Consider the following 18,807-nt stretch of genomic DNA (forward strand, 5'->3'; position numbering starts at 1 on the left):
CGGTCAGAACTCGGCGGCCTCCGCGTACACCTGGGAGAGCTCGGGGGCTCCGCCCACCGCCCAGTCCAGACCGGCCTCCACCACGTTGATCTCACGGCCGGAGGCAAGCCGCACCACCGGCTGACCGTTCGGCCACAGGTGCCAGGCGGCTCCGGGGACCGTACGCACGATCACGGACCCGAGGTAGAGGCCCGCGTCGTTGCCCAGCCAGGGCAGCTCCTCGGGGTCGTCCCGCCAGAGCGGCGTCAGCTGGTCGAGGGCCTCCAACGAGGCCGGGGAGTCGTCGAGTTCAAGACCGGCGTCCCCCGCCCGGACGCGCAACAGCTCGCACTCGGCGAGCAGTTCCGCCAGGCCCTCCAGGTCGCTGTCCGCACCGGAGGCGAACACCGCCGCACCTCGCGCCGTGCCCCGGTGCTTGAGCCAGTTGTCCAGGAAAGGGATGCTCTTCATATCGCTCAGCCTCGCATTCGTCCCGGCATGTTCACCACAGGCGCGCCACGATCCGTATCCGTCAGACGTCGAGGTCGACGACGACCGGGGCGTGGTCGGACGCGCCCTTGCCCTTGCGCTCCTCGCGGTCCACGTAGCTGTCCTTGACCGCGGCGGCGAACGGGGCGTTGCCGTAGACCAGGTCGATGCGCAGGCCCTTGTTCTTCGGGAAGCCCAGCTGACGGTAGTCCCAGTAGGTATAAGGACGGTCGTACTTGAGCGGGCGCGGCACCACGTCCTGGAGCCCCGTCCCGCGCAGCGCGGCGAGCGCCGCCCGCTCGGCCGGGGTGACATGGGTGGACTCCGCGAAGAGCGCGGGGTCCCAGACGTCCTCGTCGGTCGGGGCGATGTTGTAGTCGCCGAGGACGGCGAACGGCCGCTGTCCGGCGGCGCCCTCGGCCACCGCCTTGTTGAGCGCCTCCAGCCAGCGCAGCTTGTACGCGTAGTGGTCGTGGCCGACCTCGCGGCCGTTCGGCACGTACACCGACCAGACGCGGACCGGGCCGCAGGTCGCGGAGACCGCCCGGGGCTCCTGGACGCCTTCGTACCCGGGCCCGCCGGGCAGGCCCGTGACGACGTCCTCCAGGCCGGCCCTGGAGATCACGGCCACGCCGTTCCACCGGCCCGTGGCGTTGACCGCGGACTCGTAGCCGAGCTCACGCAGCTCGGCGGCCGGGAAGCCCTCGGCGGTGGTCTTGGTCTCCTGGATGCACAGCACGTCGGTGCCGGTGCTCTCCAGCCAGGCCAGCAGCCGGGGCAGCCGGGCGGTGATCGAGTTGACGTTCCAGGTGGCGATACGCATGTACGACAGCCTATCGGCGGGGCCCGGCACTCACAGTCCGGTCGAGTCCCCCGGCGTCATCCGGCCGTGGTCCGTGCCGCCCAGGCCGCCGATCTGACGGTCGTAGATCGGCCGGGCGAGGTCGGTGAGCAGCGCGTCGTGGATGTCGATGGCGCGCCGGGGCTTCACCTCGCGCACGTAGTCGATCACCTCGGAGATCTTCGACCACGGGGCCATCACCGGGAGCAGCAGCGTCTCGACGGGGTGCTCGGGGACGGTGAGCGCGTCGCCGGGATGGAACACCGAACCGTCGACCAGGTAACCGACGTTGGTGATCCGCGGGATGTCCGGGTGGATGACGGCGTGCAGCTCGCCGTGGACCTGGACGTCGAAGCCGGCGGCGGAGAAGACGTCGCCGTGGCCGACGGTGTGCACACGGCCCGGGAAGGCCGCCGAGAGCCGGTCCGCGACGCTGCGCAGGGTCCAGAGCTCGGCGGCCGGGTTGCCCTCCAGGCCGGCCCGCAGCCGGTACTCGTCGAAGTGGTCGGGGTGCTCGTGCGTCACCAGAACGACGTCGGCGCCGACCGCGGCGTCCTCCTCGCTGAAGCCGCCCGGGTCGATGACGAGCGTCCGCCCGTCCTTCTCCAGACGGACGCAGGCATGGGACTTCTTGGTCAGTTTCATACGGGACATCCTCCTCCGGGGCCCCCGGGCACCGGGCTAGGCCTGCGGTGTCGTCTCCTCCTGGATGACCGCCTGGGCCACCTTGAAGGCCGAGTTCGCCGCCGGGACACCGCAGTAGACGGCCGTCTGGATCAGGACCTCCTTGATCTCGGCGGGCGTCAGGCCGTTGCGCAGGGCGGCGCGGGTGTGGAAGGCCAGTTCGTCCAGGTGGCCGCCCGCCACCAGCGCGGTCAGGGTGACGCAGCTGCGCGTACGCCGGTCGAGACCCTCCCTGGTCCACACCTCGCCCCAGGCGTAGCGGGTGATCAGTTCCTGGAAGTCGTCGGTGAAGGCGTCGGCGGAGGCGAGGGCGTGATCCACATGGGCGTCGCCGAGGACCTCCCTGCGGACCTTGAGCCCGGCTTCGTACGGGTCGGGACGGCCGCCCTGCTCCGGTACGGCCACGGGTTGCGCGGTCGGTCCGATCTCGGCGACGGGGCCGACGGGCGCGGAGATCACCGGCATCACGGGCGGGGGCTGGATCGCCTGCATGCCCGTGGTGGAGGCGGGGGCGGCCTGCCAGGCGGTGGAGAAGTGGCGTACGAGCAGGTCCGTGACGGCGGCGGGCTGCTCGACGGGGGCCAGGTGGGACGCGCCGGGGACCAGCGCCAGCCGGGCGTCCGGGATGCCGGCGACCAGGGTGCGCGCTTCGGCGGGGCCGGTGACCTGGTCCTCGGAGCCGACCAGGACGAGGGTCGGGATGCCGATACGGCCCAGTTCGGCGCGTACGTCGAAGGCGGCCAGCGCCTCGCAGGCGGCGATGTAGCAGCCGGGGTCGGTGGTGCGGACCATCTGGACGGCCCACTCCACGATCGCCGGCTGCGCGGCGGCGAAACCGTGTGTGAACCAGCGGGCGGGCGCGGTGGCCGCCATGGGCTCCAGGCCGTTCGTCCGTACGATCACACCACGCTGGCGGAACTCGTCGGCGGTGCCGAACCTGGGCGACGCCGCGACGAGTCCCAGGGAGGCGATCCGGTCGGGGTGGCGCAGCGCCAGCTCCGCGCCGATCGCGCCGCCGATGGAGCAGCCCGCGTAACCGAAGTGCTGCACGCCGAGGATGTCGAGGGTCACCAGCAGGCGCTCCGCGAGCTCGGTGACGGAGCCGGCGGGGTGCGCGGGGGCGCCGCCGTGGCCCGGCAGGTCGAAGCGGAGCACGCGCCAGTGGCGGGTCAGGTCCGGTATCTGCCGGTCCCACATGTGCCATGTGGTACCGAGGGACGGCCCCAGGACCAGGACAGGAGCGTCTTCTGGCCCGTCAAAGCGGTATTGCAGGGTTTTCGGTGGTGTCTCGCTCATCCGCCCGACCCTCTCATGCAGCACGAAATCCCACATCGCCGGGGCGAACCTAGCGGGCGCCGCCCCTCTCACGACAACCGGTCCGGCACTGCCGGAACCCTCGTGGGTCCAGGCAGGTGTTCTCCGGCGTGCACGCGTGACCGTGACGGCAGTGCGTCCTCCGGACCCGTGCCACCGGACGGCATCGTCGGAGCTCGTGGTCAGGCCGGCCCGGGAGGTGAGCCCCGACGACCACCGTCTGGAGTGTGCAGGGGTGGACGGGGGCGCGGGGACCGGCACCCGTCAGCTGGTGGATCCGGTCGGGGCGGTGGGTCACCGCCCGTGCGCCGGGCGACGGACGCCGGGCGGCCTCAGCGGAGGTGAAACAGCCGAGCTCGTCGGCCCGGCGCTGGTTTCGCCGACCGGTCGGTGCACCCTCGCCCACGAGGACGACGGTCGAGCCGGTCCTGCTGTCACTGTCGCAGGTGCCGTGCTCCGGTGGTTTCCGGGGCTGGGCGATGCGGTCGTCGGGCCCCGGCCCCGCGTTCTTCGCCGTCGTGCCCCGTCGCGGCCGGCGGCCTCCCCCTGTCCGGTCGCCCTCACCGGCCGTCGGGACCGGAGGGACCGCCGGAGGTGATGCCGTCGGCTTCGGCTGCGTCGGCGAGGGCCTCGGCAGCGGCTTCCGCCGCCTGCGCGGCGTCGTCGGCGGCCTGGGCGGCCCTGTCGTCCGAGGAGCTCTCGCGGGTGGCCGGCGACTGGGGCAGCACCTCGCTGAAGGCGCGGGACACCCCCTGGAGCGCGGAGGTCATCTCGCTGGGGATCACCCAGAACGTGCTGCCCGGCCCCTGCGCGAGCTGCGGCAGCATCTGGAGGTACTGGTAGGCGAGCAGCTTGGGGTCGGGGTCGTTGCGGTGAACCGCCTGGAACACCTCGTCGATGGCCCGGGACTGGCCCTCGGCCTTGAGGATCTCCGCGGTGCGGTTGCCCTCCGCGCGAAGGACGGCAGACTGTTTGTCGCCTTCGGCGGTGAGTATCTGTGACTGGCGCTGCCCTTCGGCCCCGAGGATCGCCGCCCGCTTGTCCCGTTCGGCCCTCATCTGCTTCTGCATCGCGTCCTTGATGGACTGCGGGGGGTCGATGGCCTTGATCTCCACCCTGTTGACCCTCAGCCCCCACTTGCCCGTCGCCTCGTCCAGGACGCCACGGAGCTGGTTGTTGATGGTGTCGCGCGAGGTGAGGGTTTTCTCCAGGTCCATGGAGCCCACGACGTTGCGCAAGGTGGTGACGGTGAGCTGTTCGACCGCCTGGAGGAAATTCGCGATCTCGTAGAAGGCCGCTCGCGGGTCGGTCACCTGGAAGTACAGGACGGTGTCGATCTCGACGACCAGATTGTCCTCGGTGATGACCGGCTGCGGTCTGAAGGAGACCACCTGTTCCCGAAGGTCGATCACCGGGTGGACGCGGTCGATGTAAGGGATGACGACATTGAGGCCGGGTTTCAGGGTTCGGTGGTAGCGGCCGAGTCTTTCGACATTGCGAGCGCGCGCTTGGGGCACGATGCGTACCGCCCGCAATACGGTGAAGACCGCGAAGAGCGCGACGAGCAGTCCGGCGACAAGGAACGCCGAGGCTTCCATGGCTCACTCCCGGGGGTAGACGAGTGCGGTGGTGCCGCTGATTTCGATGACGTCGACGGTCGCGCCGGGAGGAATCACCAGCGTCTCGTCATAGGCGCGGGCCGTCCATTCCTCGCCACCGATACGAACCCTTCCCCCCAGGCCCGTCACCTCGGAGATCACGGAGGCGGGCCTGCCGACCAGGGCGTCTATACCGAATCGCTCCGCCTGGGGCTGGAGCACATGACGCAGCGCGAGAGGACGCACGAACACCACGCTGACCACAGCGACGACAGTGAACACCAGGAACTGCAAAGGCAGCGGAAGTCCGACCGCCGCGAATCCCGACGTCACCAGCGCGGCCCCGCCCAGCATTCCGAGCGCGGCAGTGAGAGTGAGGATCTCCGCCACAGCCAGTACCGCGGCGACGATCAGCCAGATCAGCCATGGATCCATCGCTTGCCCCTCCCGACCGGTGCGGCTGGGCGTATGGCTGGACGATTACCCCGGGCAGCCACTTGCTTTTGGGGGGATTTTACCCTTTTCGGGTACTGAAAAACGGCCTCCTGCCGTGCAGGCCGAGTGAGCCGGCCCTCGGTCTTCCGGGCTTCCGTGACGGGTCATGGTCGGCGTGGCCCGTCGCCCTCGGGCGGGCCCGGCCCACTGGCAGGGGCGGGAGAAGCCGCCGGCCGGACGCAACGTCCGGCCCGGATGCACGCATGGTGTGCGGTGCCTGGGTAGGCGGGTGCTGGAACCGACTACCGAGGCATGGGTGATGCGAGTGACGCTTTCGGACCTGGTGTACCTGTGCCTGGGGCTTGGGGCCCTGGGCGCGGCCGTCCTGCCCCGAGTGGTCTCCAAGCGGCCGCTGTCCATGCCGATGGCCTTTCTCGCGGCGGGTGTGGTGATGTACCTCCTGCCGCTGCCGCTGCCCTCGGTGGACCCTGTGAAGGACCGGCTGTGGGCGGAACACATCACCGAGGCATGCGTGATCGTCTCCCTGATGGGCGCGGGGCTCGCCATCAACCGGCCGTTCGGGCGCCGGACGTGGTCGGGCACCTGGCGGCTACTGGGCATCACCATGCCGTTGACCGTCGTCGCCCTCACCCTCCTCGGGTGGCTGGTCCTCGATTGGCCCCTCGCGGTGGCACTGCTGCTGGGCGCCGTGCTCGCACCGACCGATCCGGTGCTGGCCGCGGAGGTCAGGGTCGGTGAGCCGACCGATTCCGAGCATGACGAGGACGAGGTGCGGTTCTCGCTGACGAGCGAGGCGGGGCTCAACGACGGTCTCGCCTTCCCGGTCGTCTACGCGGCCGTGGCGCTGGCCGCCGCCGCCGGGGCGGGCTGGTCGGCGGACTGGATCGGCCCCTGGCTGCTGACGGATGTGCTGGGCAAGTGCACCGTCGGACTTGTCCTCGGGGTGGCTGTCGGCCGGCTGCTGCGGTGGATGTTCTTCCGCGCGAGGACATCGACCTTGCGGCTGTCGGAGCACATGGAGGGCTTCGTGGCGCTGGGCGCCACGTTCCTGGTCTACGGGGTGACGGAACTGGCCCACGGGTACGGCTTCCTGGCCGTCTTCGTCACCGCGTGCACGATACGCGCCGCTGAACGGAGCCACGGCTACCACAAGGTGCTGCACGAATTCACCGAGCAGATAGAGCGGCTGCTCACCGCCGTCGTACTGTTCCTGCTCGGCGGCTACATCGCCACCGACGCCCTGTCCGCGCTGACCTGGCAGGGCGCGGCCGTCGGACTCCTCCTGCTGCTGGTGATCCGGCCGGTCACCGGATGGCTCGGACAGCTCAACGGGGTAGCGGGTCTCCGTGAGCGGGCCGTCATCTCACTGTTCGGGATCCGTGGGATCGGCTCGCTGTTCTACGTGGCCTACGCCTTCGGCCAGAACACCTTCAGCGGCCTCGAACGGGAGGTGTGGGCGGTGGTGGCGTTCACCGTAGTCACCTCGGTGATGCTGCACGGAACGATGGCCACGCCGGTCATCGGCCGTCTGGACCGCAGGCGCCGCCGCACACCGGACAGGAACAGGATCTGACGCCGGCCAAGAACGTGGGCGGCCCGGGAAGGCGGCTCCGGAAAGGCGTCGGGCGCGCAGGTGGCGCAGTGCGGCAGCGGGGTTCCCACCGGGGGTCGGCCGGGGGGCGGCATGGCATCGGCCGCTCGTCCCCCGGTGCGGAGCGGCGGCGCACCGGGGGGTCATCTCCCGGGCGCGGAGGGGGCGTCGGGGCCGTCATCGCGGTGAGGCCGGCCCACGGGCGGGGGCTGCGGGACAACGCTGTTCCGCGACCGGACGGGATGGTCCTGCTGGTAGACGTCGGGGACGCCGTCGGCGTTCTCGTCGAGGGTCTCCTCCTCGTACAGCCGCCGGTACTTGTTGTTCCTCAGCTTCAGCAGCACGCACGCCATCAGGGCCGAAGCCAGGGACCCGAGGAGGACGCCGGCCTTGATGCGCTCGAGGTCCGCGGGATCCGGGTAGGCCAGTTCGCCGATCAGCAACGAGACGGTGAAGCCGATGCCGGCCAGCATGGCCACAGCGATCACGTCGGGCCAGGCGAGGCCCGGGCTGAGTCGGGCCCGCGTGAAGCGGGCGGCGAGGTAGCAGCCGCCGAAGACGCCCACGACCTTGCCGACGGCCAGCCCCACTACGACGCCCAGCGGTTCGGGCCGGCCTAGGACCTCCCCCAGTGTGTCGCCGGACACGCTGACTCCGGCCGAGAACAGGGCGAACAGCGGGACGGCCACGCCGGCGGAGAGCGGGCGGACCAGGTGCGCGATGTGCTCGGCCGGACGGCGGCCTTTCTCTCCGTCCTTCGCGACGCGCAGGAGCAGTCCCATGGCGACACCCGCCACGGTGGCATGTACGCCGCTGGTGTACGTCAGGCCCCAGATCACCAGTGCCAGCGGCAGGTACCAGTACCAGCCGTGCACCCGCCTGCGGTCGTGCAGGTGGAAGAACAGGCCCAGCCCGAGTACGGCGCCGACGAGGGCCGCCAGGTTGATCGTGTGGGTGTAGAAGACGGCGATGACGACGATGGCCCCGAGGTCGTCGACCACCGCCAGCGTGAGCAGGAAGGCACGCAACGCGGAGGGCAGATGGGTGTCGATCACCGCGAGCACCCCGAGCGCGAAGGCGATGTCGGTGGCCATGGGGACGGCCCAGCCGTTCCACGTCCCTCCCGTGGACGTGGCGACGAGTCCGTAGAACAGGGCCGGTACGGCCATGCCGCTGACTGCCGCGACCACGGGCAGTGCCGCTGTTCCGGGATGGCGCAGTTCACCGACCACCAGCTCACGTTTGAGTTCGGCGCCGGCGACGAAGAAGAAGACCGCCAGCAGTCCGTCGGCGGTCCAGTGGGCCACGGAGAGGTCCAGCCCCAGCGCCTCGATGCCGAAGTGGAAGTCCCGCACCGACTCGTACGCGCCGCTCAGCGGTGTGTTGGCCCACACCAGCGCCACAGCGGCCGCGGCCAGCAGCACCATGCCACCGACCGTCTCCGTGCGCAGGGCGTCCGCCACGAACGTGTGCTCCGGCAGCGGGAGACGGCCGAGGAAGGTGCGGGTCCTGCGGTTGTCTGCGGGCATGCGGCCGGCCTCTCGATGGTCCGTCCGGAAGGGAGTGCTGGGATGCTTCGAACGAGCAGGCTGCTCACGCCTGGAGGAGTCGTTCCGGCAGGTGGGCGGCCGTGCCGGTGCCGAGGGGTCGGTCCGGGTCCCGGGGGCCCCCGCCCGGCGGGGTCGACGGCCGGCAGTCCGGGCAGACCGTGCTCTGCGAGCAGTCTCACCGCGTCCACGGCACCGGTTTCCGTACTGACCGGGGCGTACGGCCGTGCGGGATCACGTGCGCGTACGGGGCTTCCCCCGTGAGAGTGCGGCTGTCCGGCGCCTTTGCCCGGGCAGTGTTGTCCCGGTGCCGTACGGGGCCGGTGACCACGGCGCTGGGTGTGTACGGATAGGGCCGGAGCGAGGCCGTTCGGCGGTACGTGGTTGTCCTCGGCGGAGGGCGGCCCGGTGAGGACCACCGTGAGGATCATGCCCACCACCGCCAGGACGGCGAGTGCCACAGCTGTCCTCAGGCGCCAGTCGCGCCGCTCGCCGTCACCGCCGCCATGGCCGTCGCCGTCGCCGTTACGTTCGTCGGCCCCGTCCCGGTCGTGGGGGAACTGGTGGTTCAGCGCGTCCATCAGCGAGGTCAGTCCGGGGTCGTCCCGGGCGAGGCGTCGCTCGATCTCTGCGAGGATGCGCCGGTCATCCATCGGGGGGTTCATACCGACCACCTGTGTCCTTGGAGGCGGGTGTTCCCCCGCGGAGCACACGACCGCTCGGCGGGGTCTCATGCCCATGGGGCGCGGGCGGCGCTCTGCGCTGCGCCGGGGGGTGGTCCCCGGGCCGTGGATCCCGACCAGCAGTCCCTCGCGTCCGGTCGTCGTGAGAGCGCGGACCGCAGTGCCGTCGCGGACCGTACCCCGGGCGCAACGGGTGTTTTGACCTCGCTGCCCGGCAGTCGGGGCCGCGCAGGCCGGCCGGTGTCACCGGGAGGGGCTGGACGACCCTACGGACCGGTGGGAGGAGGCGGTTTCGGCGCACGGACCGGTTCCCCTGTTCTCGTGGTCCCTGGCGGGATCTCCGGTGGGCGTTCTCCTCACGGATTCCCGTGCGGGCAGGCCGGACGCCTGCCGGGGGCGCCCAAAGACGGCCGTCTCATACCCGCACAATTTGCCGCAGTCCGGCAAAATGGCACCATGCCGAGGGGAAAGCGCACACAGGTCCCGCACCCGTCCGCACCGGACGCCCCGGTGCCCGCACCGGAAGCCGCCGCGGAGTGCGGCCCCTCGACGGCGGACCTGGACCACTACCGGGGACAGCTCGCCGGGATCTCCGTCAGTGGACAGCGGCTGCCCGACGAGGACCTGGAGCGCCTGAGGCATCGTGCAGCCGCTGCGGCCGGCCGTGGCACGGCCCTGCGGGTCCTGGTCGCCGAATACCTCGCCTCGGCCTGCCGCGTCTGGACGGATCTGCCCGGCATCCGTCAAGCCCAGGAGCTCCAAGAGCTGAAGGATGTGGTCTCCGCCCTCGTCCGGGCGGTCAGCGATGCGACGGTGGCACTGACCGAGGGCTACGAAACCGCTCACCGGGCAGCCATCCGCGGCGAGGAGGCGACGCGGCGCGAATTCGTCGACGATCTCCTCGAAGGCCGCACCGGCCTCGGCCGGCTCGCCGAGCGGGCCGAACGGTTCGGCCTCCGGCTGGTCGGGCCGCACAGTGTGGCCGTCGCCCAGGCCATGAGCGCACCTCTTGAGGCCGGTGACGACACCACCCGCTATGTCGAGGAGGCGTTGACCGCCCGGTTCGGTACGCGGGACGTGCTGATCACCACCAAGGAGGGCCTGCTGGTGTGCGTGTCCCCTGGTGCGGTGGCGGAGATCCCGGATTTCTTCGCAGCCCACGTACGCCACGCTGTCAGCGAGCGGTGCCGGATCGCCATCAGCCGGCCCCGGCCCGGCCCCAGCGGCATCGTCCGCTCCTACCAGGAAGCACGCGGCACCCTCGACCTCGCCGCCCTGCTCTGCCTGGCCACCCCGGTCGTGCATGCCTCGGACCTGCTTGTCTTCCAGGTTCTCGGCAGGGACCGCGCAGCCATCACCGACCTGGTGGCCACCGTCCTCGGGGGCCTTGAGCAGGCGCGCGGCGGGCCCAAGGCGCTCCTGGGAACCCTGACCGCCTACTTCGCCAGCGGCTGCCTGAACACCACCACGGCGCGCCGGCTCGGAGTGAGCGTGCGCACGGTCACCTACCGGCTCACCCGCATCCGCCAACTCACCGGCCACGACCCCACCGATCCCGACGAGCGGTACATCCTGCAGACCGCCGCGCTCGGCGCCCGCCTCCTCGGCTGGCCGTCCCAGTCGCTGCAGCCCGCCGACTGATTCCGCGCCGCCCCTGGACAGACCGGACATCCCTGAACCGTTCCTACGGCCCGTGCCAGGCCGTGCCAGGCCGTGCCCGGCGAGGGGCCGGGGACCGGGCCGGGCCGTCGGGGGTCAGGGGGTGGCGGTGGAGACGACGCGGACGAAGGGGCGCGCGGGGTCGGTCTCGTCGACGGTGATGTCGACGGTGGGCTGCGGATCCTTCTGGTCGATCGTGGTGCCGGCCCAGGAGCGGCCGGGATCGAGGGTCCAGCCGACGATCCTGGCGTCACGCTCGCCGATCGTGATCCTGCCGTCCTCCAGGGCGGTCCGGTCGGTGCCCATGCGGCCCAGGAACCAGTCGAGGCCCGACGGTATGGTGCTGAACTGGACGTAGAGCCTGCTGCTCTTCCAGTTGTTCGTCTCGTAGTAGGCGACGTCCAGGGCCTTGCCGGGGATCGGTACGTCGTAGATGCGGCGCGTCATGCGTGACGGGAAGCCCTCGGTGAGACCGGTGGCCGAGGCCACCTTCGCCTTGTCGCGGCCGCTGTCGCGGCTCTGCTCGGCGGAGATCAGCAGGTAGCCCGCGGGAATGCCGATGAGCAGCACGATGACGACCGCCGTCAGGCAGCGGCGGGCGATCATGCGGCGGCGGCTCTCGGGGGGCTTTCCCGCGTCGTCCGCGGACGGGGGCTGCTGGGTCACGGGCGGGGTCATCACGGGGTTCCCTGCGTGGTGGAGCGGATGGCCTGGGCGTAGCGCTCGTAGCGTTCGTGGCGCTCCAGGCGGCGGCGGTTGGCGCGGCGGAAACGGCGCGCGACCAGGCGGGCGAGGTCGGCGGCGCCGACCATGCCGGCCTCGGGGCCGAGCTGGGCCTTGGCGATGCGGGCCTCGGGGCGGTAGCCGCGGCCGGTGAGCTGGCGCTTGAAGGCGTCGCGCGCCGGGCCGATGAGCAGGTCGTCGGCGGCGCTGACGCCGCCGCCGATGACGAAGCAGGAGGGGTCGAGCGCGGCGGCGAGGTTGGCGATGCCGACGCCGAGCCACTGGCCGATGTCCTGGAGCAGCTCGACACACATCGCGTCGCCCTCGCGGGCGAGCTCGGTGATGAGCGGTCCGGTGATCTCGGGGATGTGGCCGCCGACGCGCTCGATGAGGCCGTACGCGACCGGGGAGTCGGCTGCGGCGAGCTCCCGGGCCTCGCGCACCAGGGCGTTGCCGGAACTGTACTGCTCCCAGCAGCCGCGGTTGCCGCACGGGCAGCGGTGGCCGCCGGGGACGACCTGCATGTGGCCGAACTCGCCGGCTACGCCGTACTTGCCGCGCTTGACCTGGCCGTCCTCCAGGATCGCGCCGCCGATGCCGGTGCCGAGCGTGATCATGACGAGGTGGTCCTCGCCGCGTCCGGCGCCGAAGCGCCACTCCGCCCAGGCGGCGGTGTTGGCGTCGTTGTCGACCAGGACGGGGACCGCGAGGCGGGCCGAGATCGCGTCGCGCAGGGGCTCGTTGCGCCAGGCCAGGTGCGGGGCGAAGAGCACCGTGGAACGGTCGGCGTCGACCCAGCCGGCCGCGCCGATGCCCACCGCGTGGACGTCGTGGCGGTCGGAGAGGTCGAGGACCAGTTCGACGATGGTGTCCTCGACGACCTTGGCGCTCTTGGACTTGTCCGGTGTCTCGGTGCGGATCTTCTCGAGGATGACGCCGTCGGCGTCGACGACGCCGGCCATCACCTTGGTGCCGCCGATGTCGATCCCGACGGTGGGCACCCGGGGCGCGCTGAGGTGCGAGCGCCGCTCACGGGTCCCGACGGTCTTCAGGACGGTGGCGCGGGCGGAACCGCGGTGCGCGAAGTCTCGGTACGTGCTCATGTCCCCTGCGGGGTCTCGGGCCGGTGGCGGTCAGAGGCCGATTCTGCCATCCGGTGGGACGGGGTGCGGGACGTGCGGGCCGGGGGTCCCCGCCCCGGGTCCCCGGCCCGCGGGCGCCGGGCGGGCCGGGGACCGCCGCGCGCGACGGCGTCAGGCCCGGCCCGCCTCCAGCTCGTGGCTGAGCTGCTCCAGCTCGCTGCCGCCCGCCATCTGGCGCGTCAGCTCGTCGAGGGTGATCTCGTCGCGGGTGTGGCTGCCGGACATCGCGCCGCGCTTGAGGAGCACGAAACGGTCGCCGACGAGGTAGGCGTGGTGCGGGTTGTGCGTGATGAGAACAACACCCAGACCCGCGTCGCGCGCCGCCGCGACGTACTTCAGCACGACGCCCGACTGCTTGACGCCGAGGGCGGCGGTCGGCTCGTCGAGGACCAGGACCTTCGCCCCGAAGTGGACGGCGCGCGCGATGGCCACGCACTGGCGCTCGCCGCCCGAGAGCGTGCCGATGGGCTGGTCGACGTCGCGCAGGTCGATGCCCATGCGCAGCAGCTCAGAGCGGGTGGTGGCGCGCATGAGGCCGACGTCGAGCCGCTTGAAGGGGCCCGCGCCCTTCGTCGGCTCGGAGCCGAGGAAGAAGTTCCGCCAGACCGGCATCAGCGGTACGACGGCGAGGTCCTGGTAGACGGTAGCGATGCCCCGGTCCAGGGCGTCGCGGGGGTTCGCCAGCCGCGTCTGTTCGCCCTCGATCGAGAAGGTGCCCGCGTCGTGCTGGTGCAGACCCGCGATGATCTTGATGAGGGTGGACTTGCCGGCGCCGTTGTCGCCCAGTACGCAGCTGATCTCGCCCGCGTGGACCTCGAGGGAGACGCCTTCCAGGGCCTTGATGTTGCCGTAGAACTTGCTGACGTCGTGGAGCTCGACCAGGGGGGTCGTCGCGTGTTCGGTCACCGGGTCGCCTCCGCGCGCTTGCGTACCCATGCGTTGAGCAGGGTGGCCAGAAGGAGCATCGCTCCGAGGAAGAACTTGAACCAGTCGGGGTCCCACTCGGCGTACACGATGCCCTTGCTGGTCATGCCGAAGATGAAGGCACCGACCGCGGAGCCGATCGCCGAGCCGTAGCCGCCGGTGATCAGGCAGCCGCCGATGACGGCCGCGATGATGTAGATGAGCTCGTTGCCGACGCCTTCGCCGGACTGCACGACGTCGAAGGAGAAGAGCAGGTGCTGGCCGGAGATCCAGGCGCCGAGGGACACGCCCATGTAGAGGCCGATGCGCGTCGTGTTGACCGGGACGCCGACCGCGCGGGCCGCGTCCGTCCCGCCGCCGACCGCGAAGATCCAGTTGCCGGCGCGGGTGCGCAGCAGGATCCAGGTCGCGACCGCCACCAGGGCCAGCCACCACACCACGGTGATCTTGAGGTTCACGCCGCCGAGGGTGACCTGGGACGCGAAGAGCGCCTTCGCGGAGGTGAAGCCCTCCATGTCGGCGATGCTCTTCGTCGACACCGTGCCGCTGATCAGCTTGGTGAGGCCCAGGTTCAGGCCGGTGAGCATCAGGAACGTACCGAGCGTGATGATGAAGCTCGGCAGCTTCGTGCGGGTGAGCATGACGCCGTTGAACACGCCGACGGCGAGCGTCACCAGGAGCGAGACGAGGACGCCGACCCAGATGTTGGCCGTCAGCTGGTAGCTGAACATCGAGGAGACCAGTGCGGAGCTGGTCACCAGGACGCCGGCCGACAGGTCGAACTCGCCGCCGATCATCAGCAGCGCGACCGGGACGGCCATGATGCCGATCACGGACGCGGCGTACAGGACGGTGCCGAAGCTGGACGGGCGCAGGAAGCTGTCCGCGACGACCGCGAAGAAGAGGAAGACGGCTACGGCGCCGACCACCGAGCCGAGCTCGGGGCGGCCGAGCAGTCTGCGCAGCAGCGACGTCCTCAGCAGCCGTTCGTCGGCGGGCGCCTTCTGGCCGGGGGCCGGCGCCTGGGCCGGTGCGGTCGCGGTCATCGGGTCCCCCGCTTCGTGTAGGCCTCCAGCTCGGCGGCGTCCTTCCCGGTGATGATCTGGGGGCCGGTGAGGACCGGCTTTCCGCCGCCGAGCACGTCGGCGTTGTACTTGTAGAGCCACAGCAGGTCGACGGCCTCGTACCCCTGGAGGTAGGGCTGCTGGTCGACGGCGAAGCCGAGCGTGTCGTTCTGGAGGGCGGCCGCGACCTGGGCGTTGAGGTCGAAAGTGTCGATCTCGGCCTCGCTGCCGGCCTGCTCCTTGGCCTTGACGGCGGCGTCCGCGAAGGGCGCGCCGAGGGTCACGACGGCGTCGATGTCCCTGCCCGACTGGAGCTTCGCCTCGATGGACGCCTGTACGTCGGGCATGTTCGTGCCGTCGACGTAGAGGTTCTGCATCTCACCGTCGAAGGTCTTCTTCGCTCCGGCGCAGCGCTGCTCGTGGCCGACGTTGCCCTGCTCGTGCAGGACGCACAGCGCCTTCTTCCTCCCGCGCTTGCCGAGCTCCTCGCCGACGGCCTCGCCGGCGATCGTCTCGTCCTGCCCGATGTGGGCGAGCGCGCCGAAGTCCTTGGACTCGGCGGAGCCGGAGTTGACGGTGATCACCGGGATGCCGGCCTTGGTGGCCTTGGCGACGACGCCCTTCATGGCGTCGGGCTTGGCGAGGGTGACGATCAGTCCGTCGACCTTCTTGTCGATGTACGAGTCGAGCAGCTGGGCCTGCTGCTGGCCCTCGTCGCTGTGGGCGTACAGGAACTTGATGTTGTCCTTGGCGGCGGCCTGCTCGGCGCCGCTCTGCACGATGTCCCAGAAGGTGTCGCCGTCGCCCGAGTGGGTGACCATGCCGACGGTCCACTCAGGTGTGCTCACCGCGGCCTTCCCCCGGGCGGCGGCCTGCTCGGCCCGCTCCTCGGCGCGTTTGCCGCCCGTACTGCTGCATCCCGCCAGGGAAGCCCCGAGTACCGCCGCCAGCACCGCGCCCACCGCGCGTACCCCTGTCCGAACCCTTGCCACGACGCCGTGCCCTTCTCGTACTCCTCGGTGCGGCCGGGGATCCTTCAGACCGTCCCCGGCCGACCAAGTATGGGTTACGGGTGTTCGTACGGTTTTCATCGGGTACCACGGGCCGTGTACTTCCGCAGCGCCGGTACGTCCTTGTCCGTGACGAGGGCCGGGCCGGTGAGGACGGGCCTTCCGCCGCCGAGGACGTTTCCGTTGGTCCGGTGGAGCCACAGTCCGTCGACGGCGAGGTAGCCCTGGAGGTACGGCTGCTGGTCGACGGCGAAGCCGATCTCCTTGGCCTCGAGCTGCTCGACCACCTCGGCGTTGAGGTCGAACGTGTTGACCTCCGCCTCGCTTCCCGCGCCCGCCTTCGCCTTGACGGTGGCGGCGGCGAAGGGCGCGCCGAGGGTGACGACCGTGTCGATGTCCCGGCCGGTCTGGAGCTTCGCCTCGATGGAGGAGGTCGAGGCGGGCATGTTGGTGCCCTCGACGTTGAGGTTCTCGACCGTTCCCCGGAACGTCTTCTTCACGCCCGCGCAGCGCGCTTCGAGGGAGACGTTCCCCTGTTCGTGCAGGACACAGAGCGCCTTCTTCCTGCCGCGCCTGTTGAGCTCCTCACCGACGGCCTCGCCGGCGACGGACTCCTCCTGGCCGATGTGGCCGAGCGCGCCGACCGCCCCGGAGTGCTCGCCGCCCGCGTTGATGCTGACGACGGGTATGCCGGCCGCGACGGCCTTCTCCACGGAGGCCCTGACCGCTTCCGGTTTCGCGAGGGTCACCACGATCCCGTCGACCTTCTTGGCGACGTAGGACTCGATGAGCTGGGCCTGTCCCTTGCCCTCCTTGTCGGCGGCGTACAGGAACTCGACGTTGTCCTTGGCCGCGGCCTGCTCGGCGCCGTTCTTGACGATGTCCCAGAAGGTGTCGCCCTCTCCGGAGTGCGTCACCATGGCGATCTTCAGGCGCTCGGTGGCGACGGCCTTCCCGCCGCCTCCGCTGTCGCCGTTCTTCTCTTCGGAGTCCTTGCCGCCCCCGGAGCTGCACCCGGCTGTGAGGGCGAGCACGCCTGCGGCGAGGAGGGCTGCTGCCGTGCGGTAGGTACGCATCGTGGGTTCCGCCTTGTCTCCCGGCCGCCCCGTTGCGGCTGGAGGAGTTCTAGCGGCGTCCGCGATCCCTCGTCAATACTTTGTCCGAACATACTGACGCGGCAGTGCTCTGCGGCGCTTCCAGGCGGCGCTTCTGCGGCGGTGCTTCTACGGCCTGACGAGCAGCTGGAACTCGAAGGCGTAGCGCGAGGCCCGGTAGACGTGCGAACCGAACTCGACCGCCCGCCCCGTGTCGTCGAACGTCGTCCGCTGCATCGTCAGCAGCGGCGCCCCCTCCGTCTCCCCCAGCTGCCGCGCCTCGTCGGCCCCGGCCGCACGCGCCCCCACCGACTGGCGCGCGCTGTGCAGCGTGATGCCGACCGCGCGCATCATCCGGTAGAGGCCGGTCGCTTCGAGGTGCTCGGTGTCGAGGGCCAGCAGCCCGGTGGGCAGGTGGTTGCGCAGGAGGGCCATGGGCTCGTCGTGCGCGAGGCGCAGCCGCTCGACGAGGTGTACGTCGCCGCCCTCCGCCACGCCGAGCGCCGCCGCGACCTCGGCGGTCGCCGGTTCGAGGGTGTTGCGCAGGACCGTGGTGGCGGGCAGCTGGCCCGCGGCTTCGAGGTCGTCGTACAAGCTGCTGAGTTCGAGGGGGCGCTTGACCTGGCTGTGCACGACCTGGGTGCCGACACCGCGGCGGCGGACCAGCAGGCCCTTGTCGACCAGCGACTGGATGGCCTGGCGGACGGTGGGGCGGGACAGGCCGAGGCGTCCGGCCAGTTCGATCTCGTTGCCGAGGAGACTCCCGGGGGCGAGCCGGCCCTTCTCGATCGCCGCCTCCAGCTGCTGCGACAGCTGGAAGTACAGCGGGACCGGGCTGTTCCGGTCCACGCCGAGCTGCAGGGAGATGGTGGGGTCAGCCGCGGGTTTCGACACGCAGTGAGCGTAGCCCCAGGTAATGACTACAGGAAGTCCTGAGGTCCGGTCGTCCGGTTGTCCGGACAAACCCTTGACAGGGTGGCGGCGGGGCACCACTTTGGGGCCATGCGCATCGGACTCATCGGCACGGGACGTATCGGTTCATTCCACGCTGAGGTGCTCAGCCGTCACCGGGAAGTGGGTGCTCTCCTCGTCACGGACACCGATAGGGCGCGGGCCGTCGCGGTCGCCGACCGGCTCGGCGCGACCGCCGCGCCCTCGGTCGAAGAGATCTTCGCGTGGGGCGTGGACGCCGTGGTCGTCGCCTCCGCCACCTCGGCGCACGCCGAGCTGATCGGCCGGGCGGCGCGGGCCGGGCTGCCGGCGTTCTGCGAGAAGCCGATCGCGCTCGACCTGGCGGGGACGCTGGGCGCGCTGCGGGAGGTCGACGCGGCGGGGAGCGTGCTCCAGCTCGGGTTCATGCGCCGCTTCGACGCGGGATACACCACGGCGCGCGCGCTCGTGCGGTCCGGGAGCCTCGGCCGGCTGCACACCGTACGGGCGACGACCTCCGACCCGGCGCCGCCGCCCGCCGCGTACCTGCCGCTGTCCGGCGGCCTCTACCGCGACTGCCTGGTGCACGACTTCGACATCCTGCGCTGGGTCACCGGGCGCGAGGTCGTCGAGGTGTACGCCACCGGGTCCGACGCGGGGCCCCCGATGTTCCGCGCGGCGGGCGACGTCGACACGGCCGCGGCGGTCCTCACGCTCGACGACGGCACGCTCGCCACCGCGACGGCCACCCGGTGCAACGGCGCCGGGTACGACGTACGGATGGAGCTGGCGGGCGAGCTCGACCAGGTGTCGGTCGGCCTCGACGACCGGACGCCGATCACCTCGACCGAGCCGAAGGGCCCGCCGGCCTGCGAGCAGCCGTGGCCCGGCTTCCTGGAACGGTTCGCCCCGGCGTACGAGGCGGAGCTGGACGCCTTCGTCCGGCTCGTACGGGGCGAGCGGGACAACCCCTGCGACGGCGGGGAGGCGCTGCACGCGCTGCGCATCGCGGAGGCCTGCGAGCGCTCGCGCCGGGAACGGCGTCCGGTGCGGATGGAAGAGATCCCCTCCTCATGACC

Annotated in this window: 17 protein-coding genes; 3 read left to right on the forward strand and 14 right to left on the reverse strand. The window is 71.1% G+C overall.

What is annotated here, in order from left to right; translation table 11 throughout:
- Nucleotides 1-3: 3 nt before the first annotated feature.
- The 6 genes from ABD374_RS04900 to ABD374_RS04925 form a co-directional block, all read right to left on the reverse strand.
- Entirely contained in the window at nt 4-450 is a 447-nt protein-coding gene (locus ABD374_RS04900) for a DUF6278 family protein (protein ID WP_344491189.1), read from the reverse strand.
- 61 nt (nt 451-511) lie between these two features.
- Nucleotides 512-1,291, reverse strand: a complete 780-nt coding sequence (locus ABD374_RS04905; RefSeq protein WP_344491192.1) for an exodeoxyribonuclease III — start codon at nt 1,289-1,291, stop codon at nt 512-514.
- Between the two features lie 30 nt (nt 1,292-1,321).
- On the reverse strand, nt 1,322-1,954 hold the full coding sequence (locus ABD374_RS04910; protein WP_344491195.1) for an MBL fold metallo-hydrolase: 633 nt from the start codon (nt 1,952-1,954) through the stop codon (nt 1,322-1,324).
- Nucleotides 1,955-1,990: 36 nt separating this feature from the next.
- Nucleotides 1,991-3,289, reverse strand: a complete 1,299-nt coding sequence (gene pcaDC / locus ABD374_RS04915; protein ID WP_344491198.1) for a bifunctional 3-oxoadipate enol-lactonase/4-carboxymuconolactone decarboxylase PcaDC — start codon at nt 3,287-3,289, stop codon at nt 1,991-1,993.
- A 578-nt stretch (nt 3,290-3,867) separates the two neighbouring features.
- Complete coding sequence (locus ABD374_RS04920; RefSeq protein WP_344491201.1) at nt 3,868-4,905, reverse strand: SPFH domain-containing protein; 1,038 nt, start codon at nt 4,903-4,905, stop codon at nt 3,868-3,870.
- Between the two features lie 3 nt (nt 4,906-4,908).
- The gene (locus ABD374_RS04925; RefSeq protein ID WP_344491204.1) at nt 4,909-5,340 is read right to left on the reverse strand and encodes an NfeD family protein; all 432 of its coding nucleotides are present in this window, start codon (nt 5,338-5,340) and stop codon (nt 4,909-4,911) included.
- A 325-nt stretch (nt 5,341-5,665) separates the two neighbouring features.
- Between ABD374_RS04925 and ABD374_RS04930 the strand changes: the two genes are divergently transcribed.
- On the forward strand, nt 5,666-6,934 hold the full coding sequence (locus ABD374_RS04930) for a cation:proton antiporter (RefSeq protein WP_425577132.1): 1,269 nt from the start codon (nt 5,666-5,668) through the stop codon (nt 6,932-6,934).
- A gap of 161 nt (nt 6,935-7,095) precedes the next feature.
- Here the strand turns inward: ABD374_RS04930 and nhaA are convergent, their stop codons facing one another.
- On the reverse strand, nt 7,096-8,481 hold the full coding sequence (nhaA, locus tag ABD374_RS04935) for a Na+/H+ antiporter NhaA (RefSeq protein WP_344491210.1): 1,386 nt from the start codon (nt 8,479-8,481) through the stop codon (nt 7,096-7,098).
- Nucleotides 8,482-9,638: 1,157 nt separating this feature from the next.
- Here nhaA and ABD374_RS04940 point away from each other — a divergent pair.
- A complete protein-coding gene (locus ABD374_RS04940) occupies nt 9,639-10,823 on the forward strand; it encodes a PucR family transcriptional regulator (protein WP_344491213.1) in 1,185 nt (394 codons plus the stop codon).
- Between the two features lie 114 nt (nt 10,824-10,937).
- On the opposite strand, the gene ABD374_RS04945 is transcribed toward ABD374_RS04940, so the two are convergent.
- The 7 genes from ABD374_RS04945 to ABD374_RS04975 all read right to left on the reverse strand — a co-directional run bounded on the left by ABD374_RS04945 (nt 10,938) and on the right by ABD374_RS04975 (nt 17,692).
- Entirely contained in the window at nt 10,938-11,519 is a 582-nt protein-coding gene (locus tag ABD374_RS04945; protein WP_344491216.1) for a hypothetical protein, read from the reverse strand.
- Nucleotides 11,519-12,667, reverse strand: coding sequence for an ROK family glucokinase (locus ABD374_RS04950; RefSeq protein ID WP_344491219.1), 1,149 nt, complete (start codon nt 12,665-12,667; stop codon nt 11,519-11,521). Before ABD374_RS04950 ends, ABD374_RS04945 begins: the two co-directional genes overlap by 1 nt.
- 150 nt (nt 12,668-12,817) lie before the next feature.
- On the reverse strand, nt 12,818-13,642 hold the full coding sequence (locus ABD374_RS04955) for an ATP-binding cassette domain-containing protein (RefSeq protein WP_344491222.1): 825 nt from the start codon (nt 13,640-13,642) through the stop codon (nt 12,818-12,820).
- A complete protein-coding gene (locus ABD374_RS04960) occupies nt 13,609-14,676 on the reverse strand; it encodes an ABC transporter permease (protein ID WP_344491226.1) in 1,068 nt (355 codons plus the stop codon). Before ABD374_RS04960 ends, ABD374_RS04955 begins: the two co-directional genes overlap by 34 nt.
- Complete coding sequence (locus ABD374_RS04965) at nt 14,673-15,686, reverse strand: sugar ABC transporter substrate-binding protein (RefSeq protein WP_344491228.1); 1,014 nt, start codon at nt 15,684-15,686, stop codon at nt 14,673-14,675. Before ABD374_RS04965 ends, ABD374_RS04960 begins: the two co-directional genes overlap by 4 nt.
- Nucleotides 15,687-15,781: 95 nt before the next feature.
- Nucleotides 15,782-16,780, reverse strand: coding sequence for a sugar ABC transporter substrate-binding protein (locus ABD374_RS04970; protein ID WP_344491231.1), 999 nt, complete (start codon nt 16,778-16,780; stop codon nt 15,782-15,784).
- 147 nt (nt 16,781-16,927) lie between these two features.
- Nucleotides 16,928-17,692: a GntR family transcriptional regulator gene (locus tag ABD374_RS04975; protein ID WP_425577133.1), complete on the reverse strand. Its 765-nt coding sequence runs from the start codon at nt 17,690-17,692 to the stop codon at nt 16,928-16,930.
- Nucleotides 17,693-17,800: 108 nt separating this feature from the next.
- On the opposite strand from ABD374_RS04975, the gene ABD374_RS04980 reads away from it, so the two are divergent.
- Nucleotides 17,801-18,805 (forward strand): Gfo/Idh/MocA family protein, encoded by a 1,005-nt coding sequence (locus tag ABD374_RS04980; protein WP_344491234.1) that lies wholly within the window; start codon nt 17,801-17,803, stop codon nt 18,803-18,805.
- Nucleotides 18,806-18,807 lie beyond the last annotated feature (2 nt).

Source organism: Streptomyces enissocaesilis, from assembly GCF_039533765.1.
GTDB lineage: Bacteria > Actinomycetota > Actinomycetes > Streptomycetales > Streptomycetaceae > Streptomyces > Streptomyces enissocaesilis.

Coding starts and splice junctions, on each gene's coding strand:
- ABD374_RS04950 (WP_344491219.1), bottom strand. CDS start 12,667: ATGAGCACGTACCGAGACTTCGCGCACCGCGGTTCCGCCCGCGCCACC.
- ABD374_RS04955 (WP_344491222.1), bottom strand. CDS start 13,642: ATGGGTACGCAAGCGCGCGGAGGCGACCCGGTGACCGAACACGCGACG.
- ABD374_RS04960 (WP_344491226.1), bottom strand. CDS start 14,676: ATGACCGCGACCGCACCGGCCCAGGCGCCGGCCCCCGGCCAGAAGGCG.
- nhaA (WP_344491210.1), bottom strand. CDS start 8,481: ATGCCCGCAGACAACCGCAGGACCCGCACCTTCCTCGGCCGTCTCCCG.
- ABD374_RS04925 (WP_344491204.1), bottom strand. CDS start 5,340: ATGGATCCATGGCTGATCTGGCTGATCGTCGCCGCGGTACTGGCTGTG.
- ABD374_RS04940 (WP_344491213.1), top strand. CDS start 9,639: ATGCCGAGGGGAAAGCGCACACAGGTCCCGCACCCGTCCGCACCGGAC.
- ABD374_RS04970 (WP_344491231.1), bottom strand. CDS start 16,780: ATGCGTACCTACCGCACGGCAGCAGCCCTCCTCGCCGCAGGCGTGCTC.
- ABD374_RS04945 (WP_344491216.1), bottom strand. CDS start 11,519: ATGACCCCGCCCGTGACCCAGCAGCCCCCGTCCGCGGACGACGCGGGA.
- ABD374_RS04920 (WP_344491201.1), bottom strand. CDS start 4,905: ATGGAAGCCTCGGCGTTCCTTGTCGCCGGACTGCTCGTCGCGCTCTTC.
- ABD374_RS04910 (WP_344491195.1), bottom strand. CDS start 1,954: ATGAAACTGACCAAGAAGTCCCATGCCTGCGTCCGTCTGGAGAAGGAC.
- ABD374_RS04900 (WP_344491189.1), bottom strand. CDS start 450: ATGAAGAGCATCCCTTTCCTGGACAACTGGCTCAAGCACCGGGGCACG.
- pcaDC (WP_344491198.1), bottom strand. CDS start 3,289: ATGAGCGAGACACCACCGAAAACCCTGCAATACCGCTTTGACGGGCCA.
- ABD374_RS04905 (WP_344491192.1), bottom strand. CDS start 1,291: ATGCGTATCGCCACCTGGAACGTCAACTCGATCACCGCCCGGCTGCCC.
- ABD374_RS04980 (WP_344491234.1), top strand. CDS start 17,801: ATGCGCATCGGACTCATCGGCACGGGACGTATCGGTTCATTCCACGCT.